Genomic DNA, 26,297 nt, shown 5'->3' with positions numbered 1-26,297 from the left:
AATGAGAAGAAGGCTCAAGTCAAATGTTTTTGTTCAAAAATAATTCCCTCCATAAAAAAATAGATGTGAAGATTGTGACTGTTCCAAATGAGAAAGGCAACATATAATAATGGAAAGACAAGCTTGCCTTTCAGATAGGAGAGATAGAGATGAATAAAGGGAAGATACTCGTAGTCGAAGATGAAAAGAAAATAGCAAGGGTTTTGTCACTTGAACTGGAATATGAAGGATATGAGGTGACAGTCAAAGAGACAGGAATGGACGGGCTTCAGGCTCTTGAAGAAGACAGCTTCGATTTGGTGCTGCTTGACGTCATGCTTCCAGAGTTAAGCGGGCTTGAAGTGCTGAGAAGGGTTCGAAAGACAAATACAGCGACACCTATTATTTTGATTACAGCAAGGGGAAGTGTGCCTGATAAGGTAAGCGGGCTCGATCTTGGGGCGAATGATTATATAACAAAACCTTTTGACATAGAAGAATTATTAGCACGAATTCGCGCACAGCTAAGGTTGAATATACATGCACAAGAAGAAAAGGAGACAGAGCTGAGCATAGCAGATTTAACGGTCAACGAGAAAACAAGAGAAATACAAAGGGCTGGGCAAATGCTTGAACTCACGCCGAGAGAATATGACCTGCTTGTCCACTTCCTGAACCATCAGCAGCAAGTGCTCACAAGAGATCAGCTTTTAACAGCGGTTTGGGGCTTTGATTATTTCGGTGATACAAACGTGGTAGATGTCTATATCCGTTATTTAAGGAAAAAAATCGATTACCCATTCGAAAAACAGCTGATTCACACAGTGAGAGGTGTGGGTTATGTGATGAAAGGATAAAGAATGAGATTAAAAAATAAGATTCAGCTTTATACGTCGTTGTCTTTGTTTTTAATGGTGCTCTTGTTTCATACAGCCATTTATTTTATTTTTTCGATGACCTTGACGCAAAAAGATATGTCCCGCTTGTCTGAGGTGGCTGAAAATATTGCGATTGCTTTAAAAAAATCAGAGGAAGAGGGTCTTCCGTCCTCGGAGCTGCTGAAGGCGTACCTGCCTCAAAATGGTATGATCCGTGTCGTGACAGAAACGGGAGAGTCAAAACTGACTGTCACAAAGGAGTCAACGTTTAGCTCACTGCCTTTTACATACGAATCTGGCCAGACGGCAGAAATCAAAGAATACAATAAGCATATGATTGCGTTCGCTGCTATTCCGGTCATTTGGACAAATGGTGAGATTATGTCGCTTCAAGTATATGAAGAAATCGAAAATACGGAAGAGAACTTAGCGTTATTAAAAATGATTTTAATCGCTACCGGCGTTTTGTTTATTGTGCTTTCCTATTTTGCAGGCCATGTGTTAACAAAGCAAATTGTCCGGCCGATTAGCAGAATGACGAGTACCATGAAGGCAAGTATGAAAGAGAAGGCGTTTAAACGAATTGAATTAACAGGCGATTCAAAGGATGAACTATATCAAATGGGACAAACCTTTAATGAAATGTCCGAGATTCTCGAGAAGCATTATGAAAAAGAACAGCAATTTTTGCATGATGCCTCCCATGAATTGAAGACACCGATTACCGTCATTATGAGCTACAGCAATTTACTCAAACGCTGGGGGCAAACACGTCCAGAGGTTGTAGAAGAATCCTCCCAAGCGATTCATGATGAAGCGAAAAAAATGAAAAGACTGACAGATCAATTACTGACATTGGCGAAAAACGGCCAGCCATTATACTTGGATATGAAGCCGGTTGATCTTGGTCATTTGTGCAAGCAGCTATGTCATACACTTGAAGTGGCCACCAATCGAACGATTCAATCTCATGTGCAGACAGATCAGCAGCTGATCGCAGAAGGAGACGAAGAGAAAATCAAACAGCTTTTGACTATCTTAATTGATAATGCGGTCAAATATAGCAGAGAGCCAGTTGATGTGACCTGCGGATGGGCAGGAGACAAGCCATTTATTTCAGTGATTGATCAAGGAATTGGCATAAAAGAAGAGGATCTGCCGAAAATCTTTGACCGCTTTTTCCGTGTGGATGAAGCGAGAAACAGTGAGACGGGCGGAACCGGACTCGGTCTTTCAATTGCGAAGCAAATTGCAGAAGAACATGGGGCCGAGCTGAAGGTAGACAGCCGTATCGGCGAAGGGACAGCCATGACCATTCTTTTTCAGAAATAAATGGGTCTTTTCTCATCAATTTCTCATTTCCTCCTTATAAAATAGGAAATAGGAAGGAGGCGCTGCATGTCTAGAAAAACGAAAATGGTGCTTGCGCTCGCAGGATGTCTTGTGATTCTTGCGGCCTTTGCAATGCTCATGATCCAAACCATTGATCAAAAAATATTAAGTGAAGCAGAAATGAAAAAAATGATCTCAAAAGACTACAATGGAAACATTACACATATTGATTTAATCAATCATAAACAGGACTATACAATGACGCTGGAAAATGCAAATGGCATCTATCAAATCATTGCATCTTCTGCAAGCGGTCAAATGAAAGAAATTAGACAGTTAAAAAGCTATCAGAAGCCAAATGAAAAAAATGCTGAGCTCCAGGCAGAAGAGGCGGCTGTTAAAAAGGTGAGCGGAACCGTCATTCAAAAGAAAGAGACGTCAGATCGCTTTATTTTTACCATCCAATCAAAAAAAGAATTATATCAAGTCGATATCGACAAACAATCATTTAAGGTGCTTGAAGCAGAAAAGAAAAAACCAACCTCTAAAGAAAAGAAGCTCACGAAAATCACCGTCGAGGAAGCCATCCAAATTGCCGTCAAAGAAGTTGGCGGAACAGTGGATGATGCTGATCTTGAAACATTCAGCGGTATGCTCGTATTTGAGGTGGAGCTGGATTTGCCTGACGGCAGAGAGGCAGAGGTGCTTGTGAACGCCTATACAGGAGACATTGAGGGCATTACGTACGAAAACTAATCTTTTTCTCATGATATTCTCATGTTTCTTTCCTTCCTTTATCATCTTGTTTTTTTATGATATAGAAGAAATCAAACAGAGGAGGAAATGAACATGATGAAAAAAGTACTAGTAGCTACAGCATTAACGGGAACTCTTGTCGCAGGTGGTTTCACACTTCAAGCGCAAAATACAAATCAAACAGCAAACGCCGAGCAAGTGGTGCAAAAGAAATCGTCATTTGTTTCAAAGAAACAAGCTGAAAAAGCAGCCTTAAAAGTGGTGAAAGGCTATGTGGATGATGTGGATCTTGAGCGTAAAAAAGGAAAATGGGTGTATGAGGTCGAGATTAAAAAAGGCGGCTTTGAATATAAAGTATATGTCAATGCAAAAACTGGAAAAGCGCTGAATGATCCAGTCAAAGAAAAGAAACAGAATGTGAAGATCACGAAAAAACAGGCTGAAAAAATTGCTCTTGCAAAAGTAAAAGGCACAGTCACTGATTCTGATCTAGATAAAGAAAATGGTGTGTACATTTATGAGATTGAAATTACAACACCAGGCGGCGAGGAAGTTGATTTTGAGATTTCCGCTAAAACAGGCAAAATCCTGAAGCAAGAATGGGATGATTAAGCCATGACCAAACCTTACACTTTCATGTGTAAGGTTTTTTCATTGGGACAAACTACGGGAAAGGAGGCGAGAGAATATGAAGAAAAAAGAAGAAGAGCAGACAATGGATCACGCGGAATACGTTCCGCATCCTGATGGAGAAGGATATGCTTTGTTTTTGCATGATTCCTTTCATCTCCTCTCCCAAGAGGATATGAATCAGCCGGAAGAGGAATAAAAGACATGAAAGGGCGATGGCCGAGCTGTCTATCGCTCTTTTTTGAAAAGTAAGCGAATACATAAGGATATTTGGCATCTTGCTTATTGACATCATTCCACTTTTTCTGTAATCTCAGTGTGTTAACAATATGAGACTTCGTTAGGTGAGGCTCCTGTATGGAGATACGCTGCTGCCCAAAAATGTCCAAAGACGCCAATGGGTCAACAGAAATCATCGACATAAGGTGATTTTTAATGCAGCTGGATTTTATCCTATGCCATACAGTGCTAAAGCTCTACGATTGAAGGAGCAAGTGTTTATTTTGTCATGCTTACAAAGCGCCTTCATTCGGTTGAAGGTGCTTTTTTATGAGAAAAGGAGGTGTGGGGATGGATCATCCCGATTCGAGACACATAGAGAGTATGTCAAAAGATCAGATTGACGCATCAGACAGAGGAGATCCTGACCCCCGCACATTCTAAGGGATTCGGGTATCTCCTGACTTTGGGGAGGTAACAGCGATGATACAGAACATTACGTACGATGAACTCATTTTAAGAATCATTATTTTATTAAGAGATGGCAAACGCAAAGAATTTAAAAACATTATGGAAGAACTTCAGCCATATGATATGGCCTATTTATTTAAAGAGCTTCCAGAAAAACACCGGGGCCGCTTCCTCAGCTTTTTAACAGTCGATGATGTAACGGAAATGATGGGTGAGCTTGAGCGAGAATACCAAGAAATTGTGCTTGAAAAAGTAGGGAAAGACAAAGCCACCTTCGTCACAAACAAAATGGATAACGATGACCTTGCCAACTTGTTTGATGAAATGGATGATGAGCTAAAAGATCAGCTTTTATCAAACATGGAGGCAGAGGAATCAAAGGCCGTCCAGCTTCTCATGAATTATCCTGCTGAGACAGCAGGCCGGATCATGACCAACCGGTACGTATGGATTCCTCAGCATTATACGGTTCAGGACGCAGTTGTAAAGCTGAAAAGCTTTGCTGAAATTGCAGAATCGATCAACTATTTATATGTCATTAATGATCAAAAGCAGCTTGTAGGGGTTCTGTCGTACCGCGATCTCATTTTAGGTGAACCAGATGAAAAAGTGCAGGATCTTATGTTTACAAGAGTCATTGCCGTTGGAGCCTTTCAGGATCAGGAAGAAATCGCAAAGCTGATTGAACGGTATGATTTTCTTGCCATTCCTGTTGTGGAAGAGAACAATGTCCTAGTCGGAATCGTCACAGTCGATGATATCATTGATGTCGTCATTCAAGAGGCAGGAGAAGACTATGAGAAGTTCGCTGCCTCTGGTAAAGATATTACGTTCGACACGCCCGCTTTTGTTGCGGCATACCGCCGTCTCCCATGGCTCATTTTGCTCTTATTCATTGGGCTGATTTCAGGCAGTATTTTAAATTACTTTGAAGATACCCTTCAGCAAGTCGTCGCCTTAGCCTTCTTCATGCCGATGATTGCTGGGATGACAGGGAATACAGGGACACAATCGCTTGCGGTCGTCATTAGAGGACTTTCAAAAGAAGAATTAACGAAGAAAACCATTGTGCGCCTGATTTTTAGAGAGCTTCGAACAAGTATTTACATTGGGATTGTCTGTTCCATCATTATTACAGTCGTCGCAATGGTGTGGCAGGGCAATATGATTTTAGGGTTTGTTGTCGGTTCCTCACTTCTTGCCACACTGATTATTGGAACCATGGCAGGTACGGTCGTGCCTATCATTTTACACAGATTAAACGTGGACCCGGCTATTGCATCTGGGCCGCTGATTACAACATTGAATGATATTTTATCACTGCTCATCTATTTTGGAATTGCGACAGCGTTCCTCCATACACTTATGTAGCAAGAAGACTGTAAAACATGACGTTTTACAGTCTCAGCGCGCCGACAAACCCTTGCATTCGTTGTCAGTCCTTGCGTGCCGGTGCTCACGAATGTTCAATTCGCTCCGCTCCGGTACTCGTCCTTCCTAGACTTCAAAGGTTTTCAGATCGCGCTGAAAGGTAGACAAAGGACTAAAATAAACATCATTTTAGCCTTTGTCCACAATCTAAGACTGTAAAACATGACGTTTTACAGTCTTTTTTGTATAAAGATTGCATATAGCGCTTCCATCCTTTACATTTTAAGGAGAAGGTGGGAGAGAAACATGAAGAAATTCTTATTCATTTTGATGTGTATGCTTTTGCTGAGTGCATGTCAAAGGGAGAACGAGGGGAAAGACCGGAGGCTAGTGGCTGCAGAGCATATGCTTGAAGCCATCACTGAAGGAAATAAAAGAAAAATGGAAGACATCTACGTCGAAGGTGCGGTTCCGAGCCCGAATGACATTCTGAAACTGAAAAAAGAATGGGGCATAGACACGCTTTCTTATGAGGATTTTCAATTGGAAGAAGCCAGCATTCATGTGTTCCATGCGAATTATGAAGATGCAAAAACCGGGAAGAAAAAGGCACTTGCCCTGCGGGTGAAAGAAGATCCTGAAAGAGGCGGCGTGCTGATTGACTTTGTAGGGGTTGTAGAAGGTACTGAAGCTTCCTCTAAATAAAAAGAATCGTTCAAAAGAGCGATTCTTTTTTTGTTTAACGATTTTTATACCGAAAGTGTGCGTTAATCTGGCCTTCCAGCATTTTTTTCTTAAATTGTCCGCTTTTTAGCGCTTGTTCTTTTTTCTTCATGTCTTTTAAAATTTCAGCTGTCTGCACACCGTCTTCCCGTTTGTTGGCGATGTCCATTAAACGTTCAACATCTGCAAAAGAATATTTCCGTGTGCCTCTTGTTGAGCGCTGGGGGTAGATGAGTTTACGTTCCTCATAATATCGGATTTGCCTGACGGAAAGTCCTGTTAATTCACTGACAATCCCGATTGAAATGACTTTTTTATCTTTATAAGATACATCCTCCTGCGTCATACACTCACCCCTGCAAGTCTTTTCTTCATATTATATAGAACGAGAAGTAAAAAAACCTATCGTTTGTTAGAAAATATAACACAAAAACGAAAAAAATGAAAAAAACATGGGAGGAAAGATGACAGGAAGTGTGCAACACATCTTACGACGACATATAATCATGGTGAGTTGACATAGGAGGAGGAGCATATGATGGAGCAAGCACAGATCATACGTATGGCAAAAGAAATCATCGCATTAGATGTGAAGAGGGATGAATTGCTCGAGCAATTCATGCAGGCTGCAGGTCAGAATGCACATGCGCTTCTAAGAGCCATGCAAAATGATTTGTATAAGAAGTCTTCATAAGCACCCGATCCAAATCACTTGATAGGAGGGGATAATCGGTGCGGCGTATATTAAAAGAAGCTTTAGCAAAAGAAAGACATTATTATACGAAGCAGCTATGTTCATTGGGGGTTTACAGCCCTGATGCGGCCAAGAACATGACAATTAGTGACTTAAAAAAAGAGTATCATTTCTTTTTCAACAAAACAGAGCGCTATCTGTAAAAATCCCTTGGAATGTGCGTATGTCACATAAAGGGTTCTTTTTTTGTGTTTAATATTATAGCAATATTGAATTTTGTAGAAATTTGGCGAATGAAGTGCAAGAAACTATAGGTTCTTTACAGATTATGTTAAATTGTGTCGCATCTTGATGGTTTGCTGAAAAAGCTTTTTTTCGAGATGATTATGAAAAATAAGAAGGATTTTAAAAGTTTATATCGAAAACTTATACATAACACGAATGGAGTCACTTATGTGGTTGAAAGGGTTTTCAAAAACGTACTTCTATTTTTTACGAAAGGCTCCAACTGCACCGCAAGACAGCCTTGAAGTTAAAAAAATATTATAAGAGGTAGATATGTGATGAGACTATCGTTTAATGAAGAAGAAGTAGAACGCTCAATGACGCTTTACAAGGTTTTTGCAAGAGCATTTAAAAGCGTTTCAGAACACAGTATTAGAGACAGCAAAGAGCATGGGTTTAATCCAACTGAATTTGCCGTTCTTGAATTACTGTACACAAGAGGTGCTCAAAAGCTTCAGCAAATCGGCTCAAGACTCCTGCTTGTCAGCGGGAATGTGACGTACGTAATTGACAAATTAGAACGAAATGGTTTCATTGAAAGAGAGCAGGACCCCAAGGATAAACGGTCGGTTTATGCCCATTTAACGGATAAAGGGCGAAGTTATCTTGACAAGATTTATCCGATCCACTCTCTTCGGATTGCGCGTGCATTCTCTGGTCTGACGCGTGAAGAACAAGAGCAATTGATTAGTTTATTGAAAAAAGCAGGTATTCACAGTCAGCATTTATTATTTAGATAAAACGAAAAGGTGCCATCATTGGCACCTTTTAAATTGTTGACAAAGGGCTAAAGTGATCTTTATTTTAGCCCTTTGTCTTCTTCTCAGCTCAGCGTGACAGAAAACCTTTGAAGTCTAGGAAGGACGAGTACCGGAGCGGAGCGAATTGAGCATTCGTGAGCACCGGCACGCAGGACTGACACTGAATGCGAGGGTTTGTCTGCACGCTGGAAGGTGCCATCATTGGCACCTTTTTTATGTGTCCAGCTGCGCCGGATAGGCGATGAATTTTTCAATATCGCTTGCTGGCAGCGGCTTGGCATAATAAAACCCTTGCAAGTCGTCACAGCCCTGGGCAGATAATAGCTGGGCCTGTGCAAATGTTTCAACACCTTCTGCTATCACTTCGAGAGATAATTGGTGTCCCATCGCTATAATAGCCCCTGTAATCTGTTCAGACTTTGAATCACTTAAGATATCCTCAATAAAGGATTTATCAATTTTCAGTCGATGAATAGGTAAATCCTTTAAATAGCTTAAGGAGCTGTGGCCTGTGCCGAAATCATCAATACTAATGCGGACGCCAAGCTGTTTCAGCGACGTTAACACCTGTTTTGATTGCTTGATATTGTCCATTGTCATACTTTCTGTGACTTCAAGCTCCAAGAGTGATGGTTTCAGATCGTATTTTTTCAGTGTCAGCTTGATCAAATCAATTAAGTCTTCAGAATTGAATTGTTTCGCAGATAAATTGACAGCCACAGGGATCTTTAGCCCAGCGTCATACCATATTTTTGCCTGCTTGCCAGCTGTATCAATGACCCATCTGCCAATATCGATGATCAGTCCTGATTCCTCTGCCAGCTCAATAAAAGCTTCAGGTGACTTTAAGGAACCATCGGGTGCCTTCATTCTTAAAAGGGCTTCAACCCCAGTCATTTTTCTTGTTTTGGCACTGACTTGCGGCTGGTAGTGAAGGACAAATTGTTCTCTTTGAATGGCATCCCTCAGCTCCAGCTCCCGGTTTAGCCTGTCCTCACTCAATCTTTCCATGGATTCGGTAAAGAACTCATATCGGCTTTGCTTATGTTTTTTGGATAAATACATGGCCATATCGGCTTTTCTCATCAGCTCCATCCCGTTTTTGCCATTTTGCGGAGAGATGGCGATCCCAATGCTGATTGATGTAATGAGCTGATGGTTCTGGATGAAAAAAGGACGTTCAAATTGATGGATGATATTTTTAGAAAATTGTTCGATTTTATGTGTATCATGATCCATGTGAGGAAAGATCATTAAAAATTCATCACCGCCAAGTCTTGCGATAAAGCCATTGTCCGGTAAACATTGCGTCAGTCTGTTTGCGGCAGCTTTCAGCAGTAAGTCTCCTATGTTATGACCAAGTGCATCATTAATAATTTTAAAACGATTTAAGTCCAGAAACAGAACTGCTGTTGATGTTTTTGACTTTTCTTGAGCGGAGAGAACTTCATTTAAATGATTGATGCCCTGGCGGCGGTTAGGCAGCTCTGTTAATGCATCATAATGTGCCATCACATGAATTTCTTTTTCTGCAATCCGCTGCTGCGTTAAATCTTTTAAAACAAGATAAATGCTGTCAAGTGAATCGTTCACATGAACAGGTATGTAAGTGACATGGTAATAATAAAAACGATCTGCTGCTTTCAGTTCTGCTTCGCGTGTGATGGATTTTTTTGACTGAGAAATAAATTCTTCCCACAACTCAGTCGGCATCACATATTGGCTGACATCATCACCAATCTTAGAATTGCACAACTCTAAGATTTGTTTACCAGAGTCATTTGCAGAAAGAACCTTTCGATCGACAGATAACACGATAATGCCGTCTATATTATGTTTGATAAGCGATTGAAACCGCTGTTCATTTTCTTTCAGTTGATCTGACTGCGTCATGATCCGGTGATCAATATAGGCACCAAAGATCATCAGAGTTTGGACAATAAGTGTCATCAATCCGATGAAAATCGACAGACTGAATGGCGACATTTCAAGATAGCCACCTGCAGCGGTCTGTCCATTTGAATGATAAAACATGGTAGAGGCAGCCATACCAGTATAATGCATGCCTGCTATTGCACCGCCCATCAACATTGACCCAAGGCTCTTTAAAAGATAATTCTTCCGTTTACTTTTAATGCGCTCAACACGAAAGAAGAGCTTCAATGAAAAGTAGGAGGCAGTAGCAGCAATGAAAAATGAAAGAAAAAAGAGGACTGGATCATAGCTGATTGAGACATTGGCCATTGATTCCATTCCAAGATAATGCATGCTGCAAATAGCTGAACCCATGGTGGTTGAACTAATGAGCAGCCGTCTTCTAGAGACCTGCTTTTGAATGCATATTGAAAAAGCAATCAAGGATCCGATAAATGAGACCAAAATTGATAAAATCAGTAAGGGAGTATCATATGTGATGCCAACACGCATTTGAAATGCCATCATGCCAATAAAATACATCGACCATATCCCCATTCCCATGATCATTGCACCAATGAGCAGCCATACCTTTTTTTTTGCACCGCTTGACTGTGCTACCCTGCTGGCTATATGAAGAGCTGAGTAGGAGGCGACAGCGGCGACAGCGATTGACAGAAAGACAAGCCATCCATTGTAGCTTCCTGTTAAATGGGTCATGTACGAAAACCTCCTGTATCTTAAAACAGACATATACATAATATATCGGATCGAATCGCTTCTGTGTTCACCTTTCCTTCACTTAAATAAAACAATCACCGTTTTTTTCATCCTTCTTTTATAGTAAAATCAAATTTAATGTAAAAAAACGACGAAAAGTGAATCGTTTCTTCGGTTTTATTCGTTTAATATATGGTGTGATTCTAAAAGAGATAGAATCAGTCAAATGATTATGTGTGAAAGGGATTGATAAACATCGAAGATTTTATTATTTCTTTAGCTGATGCCTTTAAGAACTTGTCATACTTTGGCATCTTCCTCGCATTATGCATTGAATTTGTACCTGCTGAAGTGGTTTTGCCTCTTGCGGGTTACTGGGTCTCAGAAGGGGACATGGCCTTTATCGGTGTTGTGGCGGCCGGCTCTATTGGCGGCGTGGCTGGCCCTTTGACCTTGTACTGGTTAGGACGTTACGGCGGCAGACCCTTTTTAAATAAATATGGAAAGTACTTTTTTATAAAACCTGAGTCGCTTGATAAATCGGATGCTTTCTTTGAAAAGCATGGCGGATTCGTCGCATTCAGCGGCCGGTTTATACCAGGGGTTAGGACGCTTATCTCCATCCCATGCGGTATTGCCAAGATGAATGTGTGGGTCTTTTGCCTGTATACGTTTTTGGCGATTACACCAATTACGTTTGTGTATGTGTATCTTGGGTTTATGCTCGGAGAGAACTGGAAAGAGGTTGGCACCATGTTAGATCCATATCTTTTACCAATTGGGATCGGTGTTGTGTTATTGTTTGTTCTCTACCTGTTTATAAAACGAAGAAAAAGAAAAACAGAAACGCCAACTGCCTAATCAATGGATCGGAGCGAAAGTCACCTGTTGACAATCCAGTGTCTATTGATTATGATATAAGTAATCTAAATATTCTAAATCCCGCCAAAGGGGAGTAGCGTCCGGTTTTTACCGGAAACAAAGTCGTCATTACATGGACTGATGTTCATCGGCTTTGTTGGCATGATTCTACATATCACATGTCTAGCAAGACCTTTGCCATTACAGGCAAAGGTCTTTTTTGCATTCATAAGCCTTTGTCTGTTGTGGGACAATAGATAAAAACAAGGAGGAATGATGATGGATGCAGCCATTATTTTAGAGTACGGGTGGGTTCTGCTCGTACTGATTGGATTAGAAGGGATTTTAGCAGCTGATAACGCGCTGGTCATGGCCGTGATGGTCAAACACCTTCCTGAAAAACAAAGGAAAAAGGCACTGTTTTACGGACTTGCAGGTGCGTTTGTCATGCGATTTGGTTCTCTGTTTCTTATTTCGTTTTTAGTGGATGTATGGCAAGTTCAAGCCATTGGCGCTATTTATCTTCTTTATATTTCCATTCACCATATTTTAAAATCGCACGTATTTAAGAAAAAGGAAACAGATACAAACATGAAACAAAGCGGTTTCTGGGCAACAGTCGTGAAAGTAGAGCTTGCCGACATTGCTTTTGCTGTAGATTCCATTTTAGCGGCCGTCGCTTTAGCTGTGACACTGCCAACAACAAGTCTTCCGCAAATCGGCGGACTCGATGGCGGTCAATTTATTGTCATTCTTTTAGGCGGTATCATTGGTCTTGTTATTATGCGATTTGCAGCAACGGTCTTTGTGAAACTGCTCAAAACAAGACCGAGCCTAGAAACAGCAGCATTTGTCATTGTTGGATGGGTTGGTGTGAAGCTCACGCTTTATACATTGTCACACCCAGCTATTGGGGTCGTATCATCTCATTTTATCCATTCAACATTATGGAAAGTCATTTTCTGGACAGTGCTTCTCGCAATTGCAGCATTTGGCTGGTTTTTATCAAGTCCATCAAGAAAAGGCGGGCAGGAAAACGAGGAGAAACAAGAGGCACGCCTGGGAGAGTAGGTTTTTTGAAAGAAATATCATTTCATTTTCATAACACGTATATTACAAATAAGGGGGAGATACCCCCTTATTTCTTTGCTTTTAGACGAAACATTGTAAAGTAGATGGTGACATACATGTCATAATTGAGTAACAGGAAATGAATTCCTCATTTCTTCCTTTGCGCTTCCCTCATAAATTAGCTATCATAAATGAGTAATATAGGGAGAACTGAGGTGAAACCATTGCTTAGCCTTTTGTTTAAAAAAGGAAAGAAAAAGCAAACATTAGAGCAGTCGGCTATCAGTATTCAACAAGGTGATATCGAGCTGCAAAATGCATTAATAGAGCAATACAAACCATTTGTCGCTAAGACGGTTTCATCCGTTTGTAAACGATATATAGATGAAAAAGATGATGAATTCAGCATAGGCTTAATTGCCTTTAATGAAGCGATAGAAAAATACTCTGCCGAAAAAGGAAACTCACTGCTTGCTTTCGCAGAATTAATTATTAAAAGAAAAGTGATCGATTATATTCGAAAAGAAGCGAGAAATGCGCCAACGGTTCAAATGGACCTGCAAGAAAGTGAGAATGGCGAATACTCTCAAAGCATGATTGAAGCAGAGCTCTCTGCAAATGAATATAGGCGTTTAATTGAACAAGAACATAGAAGAGAAGAGATTGAACATTTTAAAGAACGATTGAAAGTATATGGTCTCACGTTTCAAGAGCTGCTTGAGCATTCACCAAAGCATGCAGATGCCAGGCAGAATGCCATTAAAGTAGCTCATACACTCATTGAACACGATGAGCTGAGAACCATTTTATTTCAGAAAAAACAATTGCCCGTCAAACAGCTGGAAAAGCTAGTGGTAGTCAGCCGCAAAACGATTGAGAGAAATAGAAAATATATCATTGCGATGGCGATCATTATGACAGGTGATTATGTGTATTTGAAAGATTACCTTAAAGGGGTGCTTAATTCATGAGAAGAGGCATTATAGTAGAGAAAAACAAAAAATATGTCACGCTGCTGACCCCTGATGGACAATTTCTGCGGACAAAATATGAACAGCAAAACTATGAAATCGGCCAAGAAGTGACATTTCCAAATGAATCACGTCTCGAAAGAAAAAGAGCCGGTTTCTTTGACTTGCTTCGTTTACGTCCATTAAATGCAGGAATCCTATCAATTGCAGCGATTATTGTCGTAATTTTTACTATGATGCCATCTATCTCAAGTCAAAAAGCATATGCATATATGACAATTGACATTAACCCAAGCTTTGAGCTGAAGCTTGATCACAATTATCAAGTGATCGGTGTCACACCGCTGAATAAAGATGCGAAGCAAGTACTGGCGAGTATGAAGGATTTAGAAAAAAATGACATGACCAAAGTCGTGCAGGAAATTATAGATGACTGTGACAAAAAAGGATATGTGAACGACTCTAAAAGTATTTATATTTCAACCGTTTATGAAAACAAGCAGGACAATACATATAAAACAAACGTAAAAAGCAAAATTAACACCATTTCTGGTGAATATCAAAAACGCAATTATAAGCTGGAAACTGTGGAAAGTGACCTGGAAACAAGAGAAAAAGCTCAAAAGGCAGGCATTTCAACAGGAACATATATTAGAAATCAAGAAATGCAAGACAAAGAACATGAAGACATCAAAAAGGATGAAGATGCAGCAGAGGATGATGCTGTGAAGGAAGAAGATCCTAAGAAACATGATGAAGAGCAAACAGAAAAAGACAAACAAGAAGAAGTAAAGACAGACGATAGCGAAGAGATGCAGCCAGATCAAGAGGCTCCTGAAGCTGAGGACAAAGAGCAGAAGGAGGCAGAGAGGGAAGAGCAAGGATCTGTTCAAAAGCCTCAAAAACCTGATGATGAAAACAAAGACAACAAGATAAAGGAAGAAAAGGATCATTCTTTCGATAAAGAGCAAAAAAAAAATCACTCAACTGATCCTGATGAAAGAAGACACTGGAACGGCACACCACGTGGTGATGCAGAAAAACACGCAAAAAAAAACGGCAGGGATCAGAACAATCCATCCGCTGAAAAGCCAAAAGGGAAAGGTGCACCGTTTCCTTATCTTGAGAACCGGCATGAGCACACATATCAACAATAAAAAAACGCCAGAATAGCTCCGGCGTATTTTACCATGTCATTATTTAGATTGATTACCCATTTGTGATTGAGCCTGTTGAACGAGTCTTTTTGTGATTTCACCGCCAACAGAACCGTTTGCACGTGAGACTGTATCTGAACCGAGAGTGACGCCAAATTCTTGAGCAATCTCGTATTTAAATTGATCTAAAGCTTGTTCTACTCCAGGAACAAGAAGTTGATTTCGATTTGCCATGTCATATTCCTCCTTTCACCTCATGTTTGTTGCGCCTTCTTATTTTGAAAAAAACGGCGTGCAATTATGCTGGCAATTGCTGTACAAAAAAACCGAGGTGATGAAGGTCACCTCGGTTCTTATTTATCCCTTATTCAGCTGCAGCGTATTATACATCATTTCTTGGGCGGTACTTTGCAAATGAGAAGTAAATACAGAGAAGACGGTAGAACTGATAATGCCTTTAATCAAATTCCATTGGCTCTTCGTCAATTCTGTAAACTCGTCATGGAGCTTGTCTGTCTGCTCCTCGGTTATTTCTCGTAAATTTGTTTCCTTTAATGGAAATTGTGTATGGTGATAAATAAAATCAAGGACGTGCGCATATGCTTCATAAAAACGGATTGGACTAATAATATCATCTGTTCGATCTGTAATGGTGTTAAATAAGGCAGATAAGATCATACGAATGGCATCGAAGTCAAAAACTGATTTTAAATCCCTGACAATTAATAAAATAACGACCTGATCAATAGAGTACTTCTTGCCAAGCTCTGGATGACCAATCATATCTTTAATATCACGTTTGATCCAATTTTGAATCGCCGTCGATTTAAGAGAAGTCAGCTCACACAAGTTGCCAAGCTCAACAATTTCATTTGTAGAAAGTCCATGCTCTGATTTTTGCTTCCGCCGTTCAAGCTTCTCAAAAAAAGAAGGGATCTTTAATTCATCATAGTCATGATCCTTGCCATTTTTTACAGATAGTTTTAAAAGCTGAAGCGGAGTCAGATCTCCCTCTCCTTTTAGAGAATACAGAAGTCTCGTCATGTCAATTCTCGTTAATTTATAAGTAACCATGTTCCACCTCATTTGTACGTCAAAAACGTGATTATTGATCTAATTCAACATCATAGTCTCTTTTTGATGAAAATGCAAAATAAACTAAAAATCAGGCCGGCGCGTCACAATTTGTTCACTTTTCTGCTTGTGCAAATGTCGTAAATATTGAAGTGGCGGGGCTTTAGCCGTTATGATAAACAGAGAAAGTGATTCCTTTTTCCTTGCAATTTGAGACGTTTATTTTTATAATTTTATTAATAAGTTCATTTGAACTTAATATGACAGCGGAGGTTATGTATGGGTAAGAGAATATTTCTGTTTATATTAACGAACATTCTTGTTATCACTACGATTGGTATTGTACTGTCGGTTATTAGTGCAGCAACTGGTGTTGGTTCTTATATAGGAGCAGACGGAAGACTTAATATCCTTTATCTTCTTGTATTCAGTGCAGTTGTTGGTTTTGTTGGCTCGTTTATGTCACTTGCAATGTCTCGCTGGATGGCAAAAATGATGATGGGTGTACGTGTGTTAAATCCAGAAAAGGATTCATTAACATATGATGAGCAGCAGCTTGTTGACCGCGTGCACAGACTTTCAAGAGCAGCAGGCCTTTCTAAAATGCCTGAGGTTGGTATTTATCAATCATCTGAAGTAAATGCTTTTGCAACAGGTCCTTCAAAGAGAAGATCACTTGTTGCGGTATCAACTGGATTACTTCATGAAATGGATGATGCAGCAGTTGAAGGCGTAATCGCCCACGAAGTCGCTCACGTTGCAAATGGAGACATGGTGACGATGACGCTGCTTCAAGGGATCGTCAACACGTTTGTTGTGTTCCTTTCAAGAATTGCGGCATGGATCGCAAGCCGTTTTGTTTCACGTGAAGAGCTTGTGCCGATTGTTCACTTTATCGCTGTGATTGTCTTCCAAATCATTTTCTCTATCCTAGGAAGCCTTGTCGTGTTTGCATATTCTAGACACCGTGAATTCCATGCAGACCGCGGCGGAGCCGACCTTGCAGGTAAAGACAAAATGATTCATGCGCTTCGTTCACTTGAGGCGTACACGTCAAGAATCAAAGATGATGATCAAACAGCAGTCGCTACGCTTAAAATCAGCGGTAAACGAAAAGCTTCTCTTTTCTCAACACACCCTGATTTAAACGAAAGAATTAGAAGACTAGAAGCAAAATAAGAAAGACGAAAAGACATTCTTTGACAGGATGTCTTTTTCTTTTTGATGAAAAAGAAAATAAAGCATAAAATAGCTTTAAAATCATGTCTCTTTTCATTAAAATGATAAAGGTATTCGAAAAGATAGATAAAAGAAGGAATGACAATGAATCCTATAAAAAAGCTAATTGACCGGCTGTCAGCTTTTCAGTTGATTGCCCTTTATTATTTTCTTGCTGTGACCGTGTCGCTTATTCTTCTCAGCCTGCCAGTGGCTCATCAAGAGGGAGTAAAATGGACATTCATTGATGCCTTATTTACAGCGGTGAGTGCTGTGAGTGTCACAGGACTCACTGTTGTCGACACCTCACAAACATTTAGTGTGACAGGGATGTGGATCCTTGCGTTTGTTCTGCAAATCGGTGGAATCGGCATTATGACGCTCGGTACCTTCGTATGGCTTGTCATGCGAAAAAGAATTGGGATTAAAGAGAGAAAGCTTATCATGGCAGATCAAAACCAGAGCAATTTATCAGGAATTGTGAAACTAATGAAGCAGGTTTTATATTTAATTTTGCTGATTGAGTTTGTCGGCGGTCTGATTTTAAGCATGTATTTTCTCAAATATTACGATGTGCAAGGGGCCTTCTTACACGGCTTCTTCTCAAGTATTAGTGCGACAACCAATGGGGGCTTCGATATTACAGGAAGCTCGCTTATCCCCTACAAAGATGATTATTTCGTCCAGTTTATTACGATGCTGCTGATCATTTTTGGAGCGATTGGCTTTCCTGTGCTCGTGGAAGTGAAGGACTATTTGTTCAATCAGGACCGAAAGCACGCATCGTTCTCATTGTTTACAAAAATCACAACGATCACGTTCGGCGGCCTTGTCGTTGTTGGAGCGATTGGAATATATGCACTTGAAGCCGGGTTTAGCTTTGTAGGGAAAAGCTGGCACGAAATCTTGTTTTATTCTTTGTTCCAATCGACTGCAACAAGAAGCGGGGGGCTGACAACGTTAGATATTACACAGCTGACGGAACCGACGCTTTTATTTTTATGTATGCTCATGTTTATCGGGGCTTCCCCAAGCTCTGTAGGGGGCGGAATTCGGACAACTACGTTTGCCCTTAACTTACTTGCCTTGTTTCATTATGCTAGGGGAAATAAGTCCATTAAAATCTTCAAGAGAGAACTTCATCAAGCGGATATTAATAAATCCCTTATGGTGACCATGATGGCCTTTATTTTGGTCTTTGGTGCTACGTTCCTGTTATCCTTAACAGAGCATAATACACTTCTTGAAAATTTATTTGAAGTCTGCTCTGCTTTCGGAACAACTGGGCTGTCGCTAGGAATCACCTCAGATCTCACTGTGTTCGGTAAATGTATCATCATGGTTGTCATGTTTATTGGACGGATTGGCATTCCAAGCTTTTTATATTTAATAGGCCGAAGAGAAAGCGAAGCGAATTATCATTATCCGAAAGAGCGCGTCATTATTGGCTAAACAGCATTCAAATGGAATGCTGTTTTTTTATTTCCATTATCTAACTGGCTAAATCACATGAGATGTTCGCAATCTATAGGTAAGAGGTGAACGAGACGTGCTGGATGTAATATGGAAAGCAATTGTCATGCTGCTAGTTGGTACCTTGCTGCTGAGAATAGCAGGGCCTAAATCCATTAGTCAATTAACTGTGCAACAAACAGTGATTATGATTTCAATCGGATCGATTATTATCCAACCCTTTATTGAGCACAATTTACTTGAAACGATTTATGCCGCCACTACATTTATCATTGCACTCGTCATCATGGAAAAATTGTCTATCCGATCTGATTTCTTTGAAAAATTGGTTTCAGGGAAATCTGTGGTCATTTTGCAGGATGGAGAAATGCTTGATCACAAGCTGAAGAAAACGAGGCTCACAAGGGATGAACTCAAAATGCGTTTAAAGCAGCAAGGCATCACTGACATCAGCAGTCTCAAAAAAGCCACGCTAGAAGCCAATGGACAAATTGGCTATGAGTTAAAACCCGAGGAAAAGCCAGTAACGGTCAAGCAAATGAAGGAGCTTCTTGACCAATTAAGAGAAGAACTAAACCTGTCAAAAAAGGACTGAATGCAGATGAAAAGAAAAGTAGCGAAAAATGAAGCATTAACAAATAATATGACGCCGACAGAAAGCATGGCACATGATCAAGGACAAACTCAATTTGACGAACAATCAAGAGATCGTCAGGCAAACCGAAATTCTCATAAAGGGAAACAAGGGGGAGCATCTCGTGACTAAGAAGCATGTAAAGAGCAAAGAGTTGAAGGACCATAAAAAGCCAATGGACCCAGATATTTTAGAAGAGGAATTTGGTAGTGAGCTTGGAGATATCAACAGCAGCAAATGGATTGATACTTTGGTAAAACCAAAGAAAGATGCTGCATGTAAGCAGAATAAGAAATAAAAAAAACGATCCATTAAGGATCGTTTCAGCGTGTAGACAAACCCTCGCATTCGTTGTCAGTCCTGCGTGCCAGTGCTCACGAATGTTCAATTCGCTCCGCTCCGGTACTCGTCCTTCCTAGACTGCAAAGGTTTTCTATCACGCTGAAAAGAAGACAAAGAGCTAAAATAGAGATCATTTTAGCTCTTTGTCAACAATCTGTAACGATCCATTTAGGATCGTTTTTTATTTGATATAACTCCCTTGTCTGCCGGTGATCGTTCGCATGAGATTGGTCATTTTGAGCTCAATCACTGGCTGTGCAACGGTTTTGACAAAAGTGCTAGACAGGGTAAAGGTTAACAAAATGGTCAGCAGCAATAAAATGAGTACACTTGCTGCATTTAGTGCCCAATCATCAAACCAAGTGGTTCTTAGCAGCTTGATCACAAAGCCATGTAATAAATAAACATATAACGTTCTTGTTCCCCATTTTGTAAAGAAGAAACGGCGTGTTGGAACTAATGCAAAGAAGCTAAATGTAGCACCAAATGCAAGCAAATACCATGCCATTCGTTTCATCGCCGCAATCATTCCTTCATCTCCAAGTGAAGCATACGACTTTGAGCCAAATAAGAAGGAATAATCAAATTCATAGAAGTAGCAAAACAGGAACACAGCCATTAATACAAAAAGTGCTGCCAGCTTTCCTTTGCTTGTACGGATGAATTCAAAATGCTGCTTTTTTAAATAGAATCCAGCTAAAAACATAGGCAAAAAGACAAACGTACGTGATAAGCTGAGTGTATCGCTGATGCTGTCCACATAACCGACAAGTAAAGCAATCGATAAACTGACGATCATCGCCCAGTGGAACGGCAGTTTTGAAAAAGGAATGAGCAGCAAATTCCAAAAGAATAAACTAATTAAAAACCATAAAGACCATTGCGGATCAATTGGATTTAAATTGGCCATGCTTTGATCCTGCAAGAGATAATAGTAAACCGAATAGATCACCTGAAAGATTAAATATGGGATGATCAGCTTAACGGCGACTTTTTTCATAAAACCCGGTTTTCTAAACCCTTTTGCAAAAAAGCCAGAAACTAAAATAAAGGCGGGCATGTGAAAGGTATAAATAAACTTGTATAAATAGAGCATCCAATCATTATCATGAATGAATGATCGTAACAAATGACCAAAAACAACTAGAAAAATCAGAAGGAATTTCGCATTATCAAAATAACTATCTCGTGAAGATGCCATAACATCACCTTTCCTGCTCGATTTCAAACATAAATGTTCTAAGTGCACTGTTCCCTTATTTGCCTCATTCTAAAATACATTTTGGCTTAATTCGCTATTTGATGTGAAATTGTAGAACGGTTGTAAAAGAAGCGTAAGAAAAGTGAACCGTTATACAATCCTGTCATCCAAATGAAATAAATGAGACAGTCTTCGTGTAAAAAGTTATCTTTTTTTATGAGTCGAATGAAGGAACAATGAAAATATTGTAGAAATATTGTAGAGGAATGAGGCTGGAAAAGGAGTGTAAGAGAATGACTGAAACGCTCGATGGCAATAGGTTAACCCCTGCAGGAGATATCAGAAAATTAGAAAAAGAGAACGAATATTTGCGAACTGAGTTGATGCAGCAAAAAATGCTGTTAAATAAGACGCTAGATGCCATTTTTATATTTGATCAGCACCTCAACATCATCCAAGCCAACGAAGCAACATGCAGGCTTGTACAGACACCGAAAGAAGACCTCCTCAATAAATCCGTTCTAGATTTCCTATACGGCATCCCGAAAGATAAAATTGAATGCTCACTCGATCTATTTTTTCGAAAAGGTACGTTAAAAAGAGAAATCTCCATTCAGCTGGAAAATGGTGAAACAAAATACATTGAATTTGTCGCAGAGCACGACACCATGAATCAGCAATATATTGTGGTCATGCGAGATATTTCCTCAAAGAAAATATTAGAACGAGAACGCTCCATGAATGAGCAGCTGTTCAAAGATTTGTTTGACCGAGCCATTGACGGGATGGTCATTTTTGATCAGGATGGCTGCATGATCGATGCGAATCATTCTTTTTGTCAGAGCTTTGAGCTGCAAAAGACTGATTTAACTGATCGCTATTTACATGAATTTGTCGAAGAAGATAATCTTCCAGCCTTGCAGCACCTTTTAACGTCACTTAAAGAAACAGGGAAAGCAAAAGGAGAGCTACCTGTTACTCTACAATCTGGCCAGCACAAATTATTCGAACTCACCATTACATCAAATGTCATGAGTGGTTTTTATATGTCCATCATGCGGGATATTACAGAAAAAAGGCTGATGGAAGAGAAGTTGTTAAAAAGTGAAGAACGCTTTAGAGAAATTTTCGAAAATGCAATGGATGCCATCATCATATGGGCGGACGATGGAGAGATTGTGAAAGCCAATGAATCAGCCTGCCGAATTTTTGAATTACCAATGCACTCACTGATTGGCAAAAAACTCACCGACTTTCTCGTCAAATCTGATAAGAGATATAGACCAACAAGAAGACGCTATATCCGGAATGATGAAATAAGGGAAGAGCTTTTGTTCAAAATGGCAAATGGACAGTATAAAGAACTTGAGTTTACATCAAAGCATGCGGTATTAGAAGGCCAGCACTTAACCATTTTACGTAATGTAAGTGATCGAAAAAGAATGGAGCAGGAGCTGCGCGAAAGTGAGCTCAAATTCCGTAAAGTATTTAATGGGTCAATGGACGGCATTGTTCTTTTTGATAATCAATACCGAATCATTGAAGTCAATCCATCTGCCAGCGAGCTGCTCCAATTGAAGGACGAACATTTAACAGAAATGAATCTTTTCCACATCCTTGCCCCTTATCAAATTGAAAATTTGGCTCAGCCTGCCGAGGCGATGTCATTAGATGAAATGGACAATGAGGTTCCATTTGTACTGAACCATCCAGATCAGCGTATACTGGAATTCTCTTTTAAACGCAACATTATCCATAATATGAATTTGGCCATCTTTAGAGATGTGACAGAGCGGAAGGAATTAGAAGAGCGGGTGAGAAAATCAGATACCCTTCATGTGGTCGGAGAGCTTGCCGCTGGAATTGCTCATGAAATTAGAAACCCGATGACAGCCTTAAAAGGCTTCATTCAGCTGTTAAAAGGAAATATAGAAGGGGAGTATTCGCTCTATTTCAATGTCATCACATCAGAGCTGAAACGAATTGAATCCATCATCACCGAATTTTTGATTTTAGCGAAACCGCAAGCTATTGTATATGAAGAAAAAAATGTGGTGCAAATTGTGAAAGACACGATGGATCTTCTGCACGCACAGGCGAATCTTGGCAATGTTCAAATGCATCTCAATGTGCTGGATGAGATTCCGCTCATTTATTGTGAACAAAACCAATTAAAGCAGGTCTTTATTAACATTTTAAAAAATGCGATTGAAGTCATGCCGCGTAAAGGGAATGTCTATGTGAGTATTCAGCGGAAGGGCGAGGAGCATATTGTCATTTCACTGCGTGATGAAGGCTGCGGAATGGCAGAGGATAAGTTAAAGCGCCTAGGTGAGCCTTTTTATACAACGAAAGAAAGAGGAACTGGACTTGGTTTAATGGTTAGTTATAAAATTATTGAAGAGCATCAAGGAACTATTGAGGTAGAAAGTGAGGAAGGCGTAGGAACCGTCTTCCATCTCACGCTGCCACTAAGGCAGCAGAAACAAGAAGGAGAGCAGTAACGTGTATTATACCGTCTATCACGCACCCATCGGGGCATTATACATACTAGAAAAGGACGGTGCCATCATCGAGGTGATGTTTGATGATGAGCCGTTTTTAGCAAAAAAGCAGGCAGCCAATCTAAAACAAGCAGATACGTCTGTCTTACAAGAAGCGAAAAAGCAGTTAGATGAATATTTCAAGGGTGAGCGTCAAGTATTCGATCTCCCGCTCAAGCAAACGGGTTCTCCGTTCCAAGAGCAGGTGTGGGAAGCATTGACGGCCATTCCATATGGTCAATCAAAAAGCTATGCAGACATTGCAGAAGCGATTGGCAATCCAAAGGCTGTGAGAGCCATCGGACAAGCAAACAGAAGGAATGCATTACCTATTTTTATCCCGTGTCACAGGGTCATTGGAAAAGACCGGTCTCTAACGGGCTATGCAGGAACGAAGACAGACATGAAAGCGGTCCTGCTTGAATTAGAAGGCATCCCATTTGTTCAAAAATAAATCGATTGACCTGTTCCAAATGTTTGTCAAGCGACATATCCTTTTATTAAGCTAAAAAAGTTGGTTGAGGGAAAAAGGAGGGCGCTGGCATGTTTTGGGGCAAAAAAGATAAAATGTATGCCGTTACGTCACTTTGTGTCAAAATGAACGTTTTGACGGAAGAACAAAAAAAAGAAATCTTAACAAAAACGAATCAAGAAACAAAAAAGCGCGGTGCTCTTAAATGACAAGAACACGGCGCTTTTTTGCGATCAATGGGAGATGCTTTCGGCGAAAAGAGCATCAATCTCTTCTGCATAGTTCGATGTGATAATTCCCTTTTCTGTAATGATGCCTGAAATGAGATGATGAGGAGTGACATCAAAGGCGGGATTGAATACCTGAACATCAGGCGGTGCAATGGGGACGCCGTTTAATTCCTTTACTTCCAGCGGGTCGCGCTCTTCAATTGGAATATCTGACCCGTCGCGTGTGGATACATCAAAGGTTGAAAGCGGTGCTGCTACAAAAAATGGAATGTTAAAATGTTTGGCTAGAACGGCAAGACCTAACGTTCCAATCTTATTCGCTGTATCTCCATTACGGGCGATACGGTCAGCTCCAACAATGACAGCAGAAATTTGCTTTTCTTTCATCGTGTGGGCTGCCATGTTATCTGTAATGAGCGTCACATCCACGCCGCCTTGCATGAGCTCCCATGTTGTCAGACGAGCGCCTTGAAGAACAGGGCGTGTTTCACATGCATAAATGTGAAGATCAAGATTTTTCTTTTTGGCTAAATAAAAGGGAGCAAGGGCTGTTCCGTAACGGCTCGTTGCGATGGAGCCTGCATTACAAATGGTCATGATACGGTCACCTGATTTAAAGAGCTGAAGTGCATTTTGACCGATTTGTCTGCATGTTTCTTCATCTTCTATTTGAATTTGAATGGCTTCATGGACAAGGTCTGTTTTGGCTGCATTCACTGATGCTGCACGCTGAATGCGCTGCAGCAGCCGGTCTAGTGCCCAGGCGAGGTTCACAGCGGTTGGACGAGCACTGTTTAAATATTCTTTTATCCGAATGACTTTTTGTTTAAAAACATCCATTTCTTCTGTCTCAATGGCTTGCGCACTAAGCGCCAGTCCAAAAGCTGCTGTAATGCCAATCGCAGGCGCTCCGCGTACTTTTAATGACACAATCGCATCATACACATCTTCTTTCGTATATAAATGCTCAAATACGGTTTCGGCCGGTAATTTTTGCTGATTTAAAATGTTAATACGGTTTTCTTCCCATTCGACAGAACGGGGGACTTCAAATTCTTTTGACAAAACCCGTCACTCCTTTACAGATGGCTGGAATAATGCGACGAGGTCAGACGCTGTTTCCACTGCATGATATTGTTTAATAAATGTTTTTCCGAGTGTCAGTGCTGCTTTTTTCTGCTGAATCCGTCTAGTTGGTGATGGAATCGCATCAAGATCAGCGGCATGAGCAAGACCAATTGTTCGGCGGACAAGCTCACAGCCGGCAAAGCCTGTCGCTTCTTTTAAAATCCGGTCAAACGTTGTTTCTAAAAAGCTGTCCGATACACTAAATGCTTCAATGCTGTCCTCTTTCCAAGCTTTTGTGAACACTTCTTTGAATGTTGCCCATACATTGACGACATGGTCAAAAAGGTGCTGCTGCTCGTGTTCATTCTCGCGAGATAAAGCATTCAGGAACAGATTTGCGGTAAAGTGGCCGATATCGAATCCAAAGGGACCGTAAAACGCGAATTCTGGATCAATGATTTTCGTTTCAGTCTCATTTGCAAAAATACTGCCTGTATGAAGATCTCCATGAACCAATGTTTCAGCTGATGTCAGGAAGATACGCTTTAATTCTGCTGCTTTGGCCTGCACTTCAAGATCTGCCCAAAGCGCTTCTGCTGATTCTCTTAATTCTTCTTCGAAGTCATTTGTTTCACTATCAAAGAAAGGGTCTGTGAAGACGAGTTTTTCTGTGATATCACACAGGTCAGGGTTCGTAAATTGCTTCACAAATTGTTTTTTGATTTTAGGATTTGTAGCAAAGTCAGATGTGTAAAAAAGTGTTTTTCCTAAAAATTCTCCAACATGATCAGATAAATGCGGATATTGTTTTCCGGCAATTAGCCCTTTTCTGACGATTTCTAAGTGTGAGAGATCCTCCATGGCTGTCACTGCAAGAGCTGTATCTGAATAATAGACTGCTGGTACGAGGTGCGGCGTATATTCTGACTGCTTGATCAGGGCGGCACTTTCAATTCTTGCCCGGTCTAATGTAAGCGGCCAGCTCTCCCCAACCACCTTTGCATAAGGCAGCGCCTGCTTGATGATCAATCCTTTTTCTTGTTTGTGATCATAAATATGAAAGACGTAATTTAAATTCCCGTCACCGATTTCAGTACATGTCAAATGACTGCTTTCTTGGATCAAGCCAAGTCTAATTGCGAGTGCAACTGCCGAGCTTTCTGTTAGTTCTTCATATGATGCCGTAAGTGTAACCAATTGCTTCCCCTCCAAATCATATAAAAAAGCCTCTTTCTCCTGAGAGAAAGAG

At 40.4% G+C, this 26,297-nt stretch carries 29 protein-coding genes and 2 riboswitches; of the genes, 22 read left to right on the top strand and 7 right to left on the bottom strand.

Features of this window, described 5'->3' with window-relative positions; genetic code table 11:
• Positions 1-149: 149 nt before the first annotated feature.
• The 7 genes from NSS92_RS08115 to NSS92_RS08085 all read left to right on the top strand — a co-directional run bounded on the left by NSS92_RS08115 (position 150) and on the right by NSS92_RS08085 (position 6,341).
• The gene (locus NSS92_RS08115) at positions 150-836 is read left to right on the top strand and encodes a response regulator transcription factor (RefSeq protein ID WP_340867300.1); all 687 of its coding nucleotides are present in this window, start codon (positions 150-152) and stop codon (positions 834-836) included.
• Between the two features lie 3 nt (positions 837-839).
• A complete protein-coding gene (locus NSS92_RS08110) occupies positions 840-2,189 on the top strand; it encodes an ATP-binding protein (RefSeq protein ID WP_340867299.1) in 1,350 nt (449 codons plus the stop codon).
• A gap of 66 nt (positions 2,190-2,255) precedes the next feature.
• Complete coding sequence (locus NSS92_RS08105) at positions 2,256-2,945, top strand: PepSY domain-containing protein (RefSeq protein ID WP_340867298.1); 690 nt, start codon at positions 2,256-2,258, stop codon at positions 2,943-2,945.
• A 93-nt stretch (positions 2,946-3,038) separates the two neighbouring features.
• Positions 3,039-3,557, top strand: coding sequence for a PepSY domain-containing protein (locus tag NSS92_RS08100; protein WP_340867297.1), 519 nt, complete (start codon positions 3,039-3,041; stop codon positions 3,555-3,557).
• A gap of 76 nt (positions 3,558-3,633) precedes the next feature.
• The gene (locus tag NSS92_RS08095) at positions 3,634-3,774 is read left to right on the top strand and encodes a hypothetical protein (RefSeq protein WP_003212346.1); all 141 of its coding nucleotides are present in this window, start codon (positions 3,634-3,636) and stop codon (positions 3,772-3,774) included.
• A 130-nt stretch (positions 3,775-3,904) separates the two neighbouring features.
• Positions 3,905-4,069, top strand: a riboswitch (M-box (ykoK) riboswitch).
• A 208-nt stretch (positions 4,070-4,277) separates the two neighbouring features.
• Positions 4,278-5,636 (top strand): magnesium transporter, encoded by a 1,359-nt coding sequence (mgtE, locus tag NSS92_RS08090; RefSeq protein WP_142944617.1) that lies wholly within the window; start codon positions 4,278-4,280, stop codon positions 5,634-5,636.
• Positions 5,637-5,942: 306 nt separating this feature from the next.
• Positions 5,943-6,341 carry a hypothetical protein gene (locus NSS92_RS08085; protein WP_340867296.1) on the top strand — a complete coding sequence of 133 codons (399 nt, stop codon included), beginning with the start codon at positions 5,943-5,945 and terminating at the stop codon, positions 6,339-6,341.
• A gap of 34 nt (positions 6,342-6,375) precedes the next feature.
• Here the strand turns inward: NSS92_RS08085 and NSS92_RS08080 are convergent, their stop codons facing one another.
• Positions 6,376-6,705 (bottom strand): MerR family transcriptional regulator, encoded by a 330-nt coding sequence (locus NSS92_RS08080; RefSeq protein ID WP_024424656.1) that lies wholly within the window; start codon positions 6,703-6,705, stop codon positions 6,376-6,378.
• 192 nt (positions 6,706-6,897) lie between these two features.
• Here NSS92_RS08080 and NSS92_RS08075 point away from each other — a divergent pair, with 192 nt between their 5' ends.
• From NSS92_RS08075 to NSS92_RS08065, 3 genes are all read left to right on the top strand, one after another.
• Positions 6,898-7,053, top strand: coding sequence for a hypothetical protein (locus NSS92_RS08075; RefSeq protein ID WP_087975683.1), 156 nt, complete (start codon positions 6,898-6,900; stop codon positions 7,051-7,053).
• Between the two features lie 38 nt (positions 7,054-7,091).
• The gene (locus NSS92_RS08070; protein WP_041106000.1) at positions 7,092-7,256 is read left to right on the top strand and encodes a hypothetical protein; all 165 of its coding nucleotides are present in this window, start codon (positions 7,092-7,094) and stop codon (positions 7,254-7,256) included.
• Positions 7,257-7,613: 357 nt separating this feature from the next.
• Positions 7,614-8,078, top strand: coding sequence for a MarR family winged helix-turn-helix transcriptional regulator (locus NSS92_RS08065; protein ID WP_095408317.1), 465 nt, complete (start codon positions 7,614-7,616; stop codon positions 8,076-8,078).
• A gap of 234 nt (positions 8,079-8,312) precedes the next feature.
• Here NSS92_RS08065 and NSS92_RS08060 read toward each other — a convergent pair whose 3' ends face one another.
• Complete coding sequence (locus tag NSS92_RS08060) at positions 8,313-10,733, bottom strand: bifunctional diguanylate cyclase/phosphodiesterase (protein WP_340867295.1); 2,421 nt, start codon at positions 10,731-10,733, stop codon at positions 8,313-8,315.
• 246 nt (positions 10,734-10,979) lie between these two features.
• On the opposite strand from NSS92_RS08060, the gene NSS92_RS08055 reads away from it, so the two are divergent.
• The 4 genes from NSS92_RS08055 to NSS92_RS08040 all read left to right on the top strand — a co-directional run bounded on the left by NSS92_RS08055 (position 10,980) and on the right by NSS92_RS08040 (position 14,793).
• Positions 10,980-11,594 (top strand): DedA family protein, encoded by a 615-nt coding sequence (locus NSS92_RS08055; protein ID WP_267586106.1) that lies wholly within the window; start codon positions 10,980-10,982, stop codon positions 11,592-11,594.
• Between the two features lie 77 nt (positions 11,595-11,671).
• Positions 11,672-11,842, top strand: a riboswitch (yybP-ykoY riboswitch).
• Positions 11,843-11,873: 31 nt separating this feature from the next.
• The gene (locus NSS92_RS08050; protein ID WP_411353395.1) at positions 11,874-12,665 is read left to right on the top strand and encodes a TerC family protein; all 792 of its coding nucleotides are present in this window, start codon (positions 11,874-11,876) and stop codon (positions 12,663-12,665) included.
• Between the two features lie 215 nt (positions 12,666-12,880).
• A complete protein-coding gene (gene sigI / locus NSS92_RS08045) occupies positions 12,881-13,636 on the top strand; it encodes an RNA polymerase sigma factor SigI (RefSeq protein WP_340867294.1) in 756 nt (251 codons plus the stop codon).
• The gene (locus NSS92_RS08040) at positions 13,633-14,793 is read left to right on the top strand and encodes an anti-sigma factor domain-containing protein (RefSeq protein ID WP_340867293.1); all 1,161 of its coding nucleotides are present in this window, start codon (positions 13,633-13,635) and stop codon (positions 14,791-14,793) included. The genes sigI and NSS92_RS08040 overlap by 4 nt, the downstream gene beginning before the upstream one ends.
• A 39-nt stretch (positions 14,794-14,832) precedes the next feature.
• On the opposite strand, the gene NSS92_RS08035 is transcribed toward NSS92_RS08040, so the two are convergent.
• Both NSS92_RS08035 and NSS92_RS08030 read right to left on the bottom strand, forming a co-directional pair.
• Positions 14,833-15,027 (bottom strand): alpha/beta-type small acid-soluble spore protein, encoded by a 195-nt coding sequence (locus NSS92_RS08035; RefSeq protein WP_024424662.1) that lies wholly within the window; start codon positions 15,025-15,027, stop codon positions 14,833-14,835.
• A 123-nt stretch (positions 15,028-15,150) separates the two neighbouring features.
• Complete coding sequence (locus NSS92_RS08030; RefSeq protein WP_048238697.1) at positions 15,151-15,867, bottom strand: DUF1836 domain-containing protein; 717 nt, start codon at positions 15,865-15,867, stop codon at positions 15,151-15,153.
• A 279-nt stretch (positions 15,868-16,146) separates the two neighbouring features.
• Between NSS92_RS08030 and htpX the strand changes: the two genes are divergently transcribed.
• From htpX to NSS92_RS08005, 5 genes are all read left to right on the top strand, one after another.
• Positions 16,147-17,046 (top strand): protease HtpX, encoded by a 900-nt coding sequence (htpX, locus tag NSS92_RS08025; protein WP_024424664.1) that lies wholly within the window; start codon positions 16,147-16,149, stop codon positions 17,044-17,046.
• Positions 17,047-17,190: 144 nt separating this feature from the next.
• Positions 17,191-18,537 carry a TrkH family potassium uptake protein gene (locus NSS92_RS08020; protein WP_142944626.1) on the top strand — a complete coding sequence of 449 codons (1,347 nt, stop codon included), beginning with the start codon at positions 17,191-17,193 and terminating at the stop codon, positions 18,535-18,537.
• A 97-nt stretch (positions 18,538-18,634) separates the two neighbouring features.
• On the top strand, positions 18,635-19,153 hold the full coding sequence (locus tag NSS92_RS08015; RefSeq protein WP_267586110.1) for a DUF421 domain-containing protein: 519 nt from the start codon (positions 18,635-18,637) through the stop codon (positions 19,151-19,153).
• Positions 19,154-19,159: 6 nt separating this feature from the next.
• Entirely contained in the window at positions 19,160-19,324 is a 165-nt protein-coding gene (locus NSS92_RS08010) for a hypothetical protein (protein WP_340867292.1), read from the top strand.
• The gene (locus NSS92_RS08005; RefSeq protein WP_267586111.1) at positions 19,317-19,490 is read left to right on the top strand and encodes a hypothetical protein; all 174 of its coding nucleotides are present in this window, start codon (positions 19,317-19,319) and stop codon (positions 19,488-19,490) included. Before NSS92_RS08010 ends, NSS92_RS08005 begins: the two co-directional genes overlap by 8 nt.
• Positions 19,491-19,715: 225 nt before the next feature.
• On the opposite strand, the gene NSS92_RS08000 is transcribed toward NSS92_RS08005, so the two are convergent.
• Positions 19,716-20,735, bottom strand: a complete 1,020-nt coding sequence (locus NSS92_RS08000; protein ID WP_041116436.1) for an acyltransferase family protein — start codon at positions 20,733-20,735, stop codon at positions 19,716-19,718.
• A gap of 293 nt (positions 20,736-21,028) precedes the next feature.
• Between NSS92_RS08000 and NSS92_RS07995 the strand changes: the two genes are divergently transcribed.
• The 3 genes from NSS92_RS07995 to NSS92_RS07985 all read left to right on the top strand — a co-directional run bounded on the left by NSS92_RS07995 (position 21,029) and on the right by NSS92_RS07985 (position 23,959).
• Positions 21,029-23,239, top strand: coding sequence for a PAS domain-containing sensor histidine kinase (locus NSS92_RS07995; protein WP_267586113.1), 2,211 nt, complete (start codon positions 21,029-21,031; stop codon positions 23,237-23,239).
• A 1-nt stretch (position 23,240) separates the two neighbouring features.
• Entirely contained in the window at positions 23,241-23,732 is a 492-nt protein-coding gene (locus NSS92_RS07990; RefSeq protein WP_267586114.1) for a methylated-DNA--[protein]-cysteine S-methyltransferase, read from the top strand.
• 89 nt (positions 23,733-23,821) lie between these two features.
• The gene (locus NSS92_RS07985) at positions 23,822-23,959 is read left to right on the top strand and encodes a hypothetical protein (RefSeq protein ID WP_185907584.1); all 138 of its coding nucleotides are present in this window, start codon (positions 23,822-23,824) and stop codon (positions 23,957-23,959) included.
• Between the two features lie 24 nt (positions 23,960-23,983).
• On the opposite strand, the gene mtnA is transcribed toward NSS92_RS07985, so the two are convergent.
• Positions 23,984-25,045: an S-methyl-5-thioribose-1-phosphate isomerase gene (mtnA, locus tag NSS92_RS07980; RefSeq protein ID WP_267586115.1), complete on the bottom strand. Its 1,062-nt coding sequence runs from the start codon at positions 25,043-25,045 to the stop codon at positions 23,984-23,986.
• Between the two features lie 6 nt (positions 25,046-25,051).
• A complete protein-coding gene (gene mtnK / locus NSS92_RS07975) occupies positions 25,052-26,245 on the bottom strand; it encodes an S-methyl-5-thioribose kinase (RefSeq protein ID WP_340867291.1) in 1,194 nt (397 codons plus the stop codon).
• Positions 26,246-26,297 lie beyond the last annotated feature (52 nt).

The organism is Bacillus sp. FSL M8-0166 (assembly GCF_038008825.1).
Classification (GTDB): domain Bacteria; phylum Bacillota; class Bacilli; order Bacillales; family Bacillaceae; genus Bacillus; species Bacillus safensis.
Note: the sequence above shows the minus strand (reverse complement) of the source record. Positions and strands in the feature narration are given on the sequence as shown.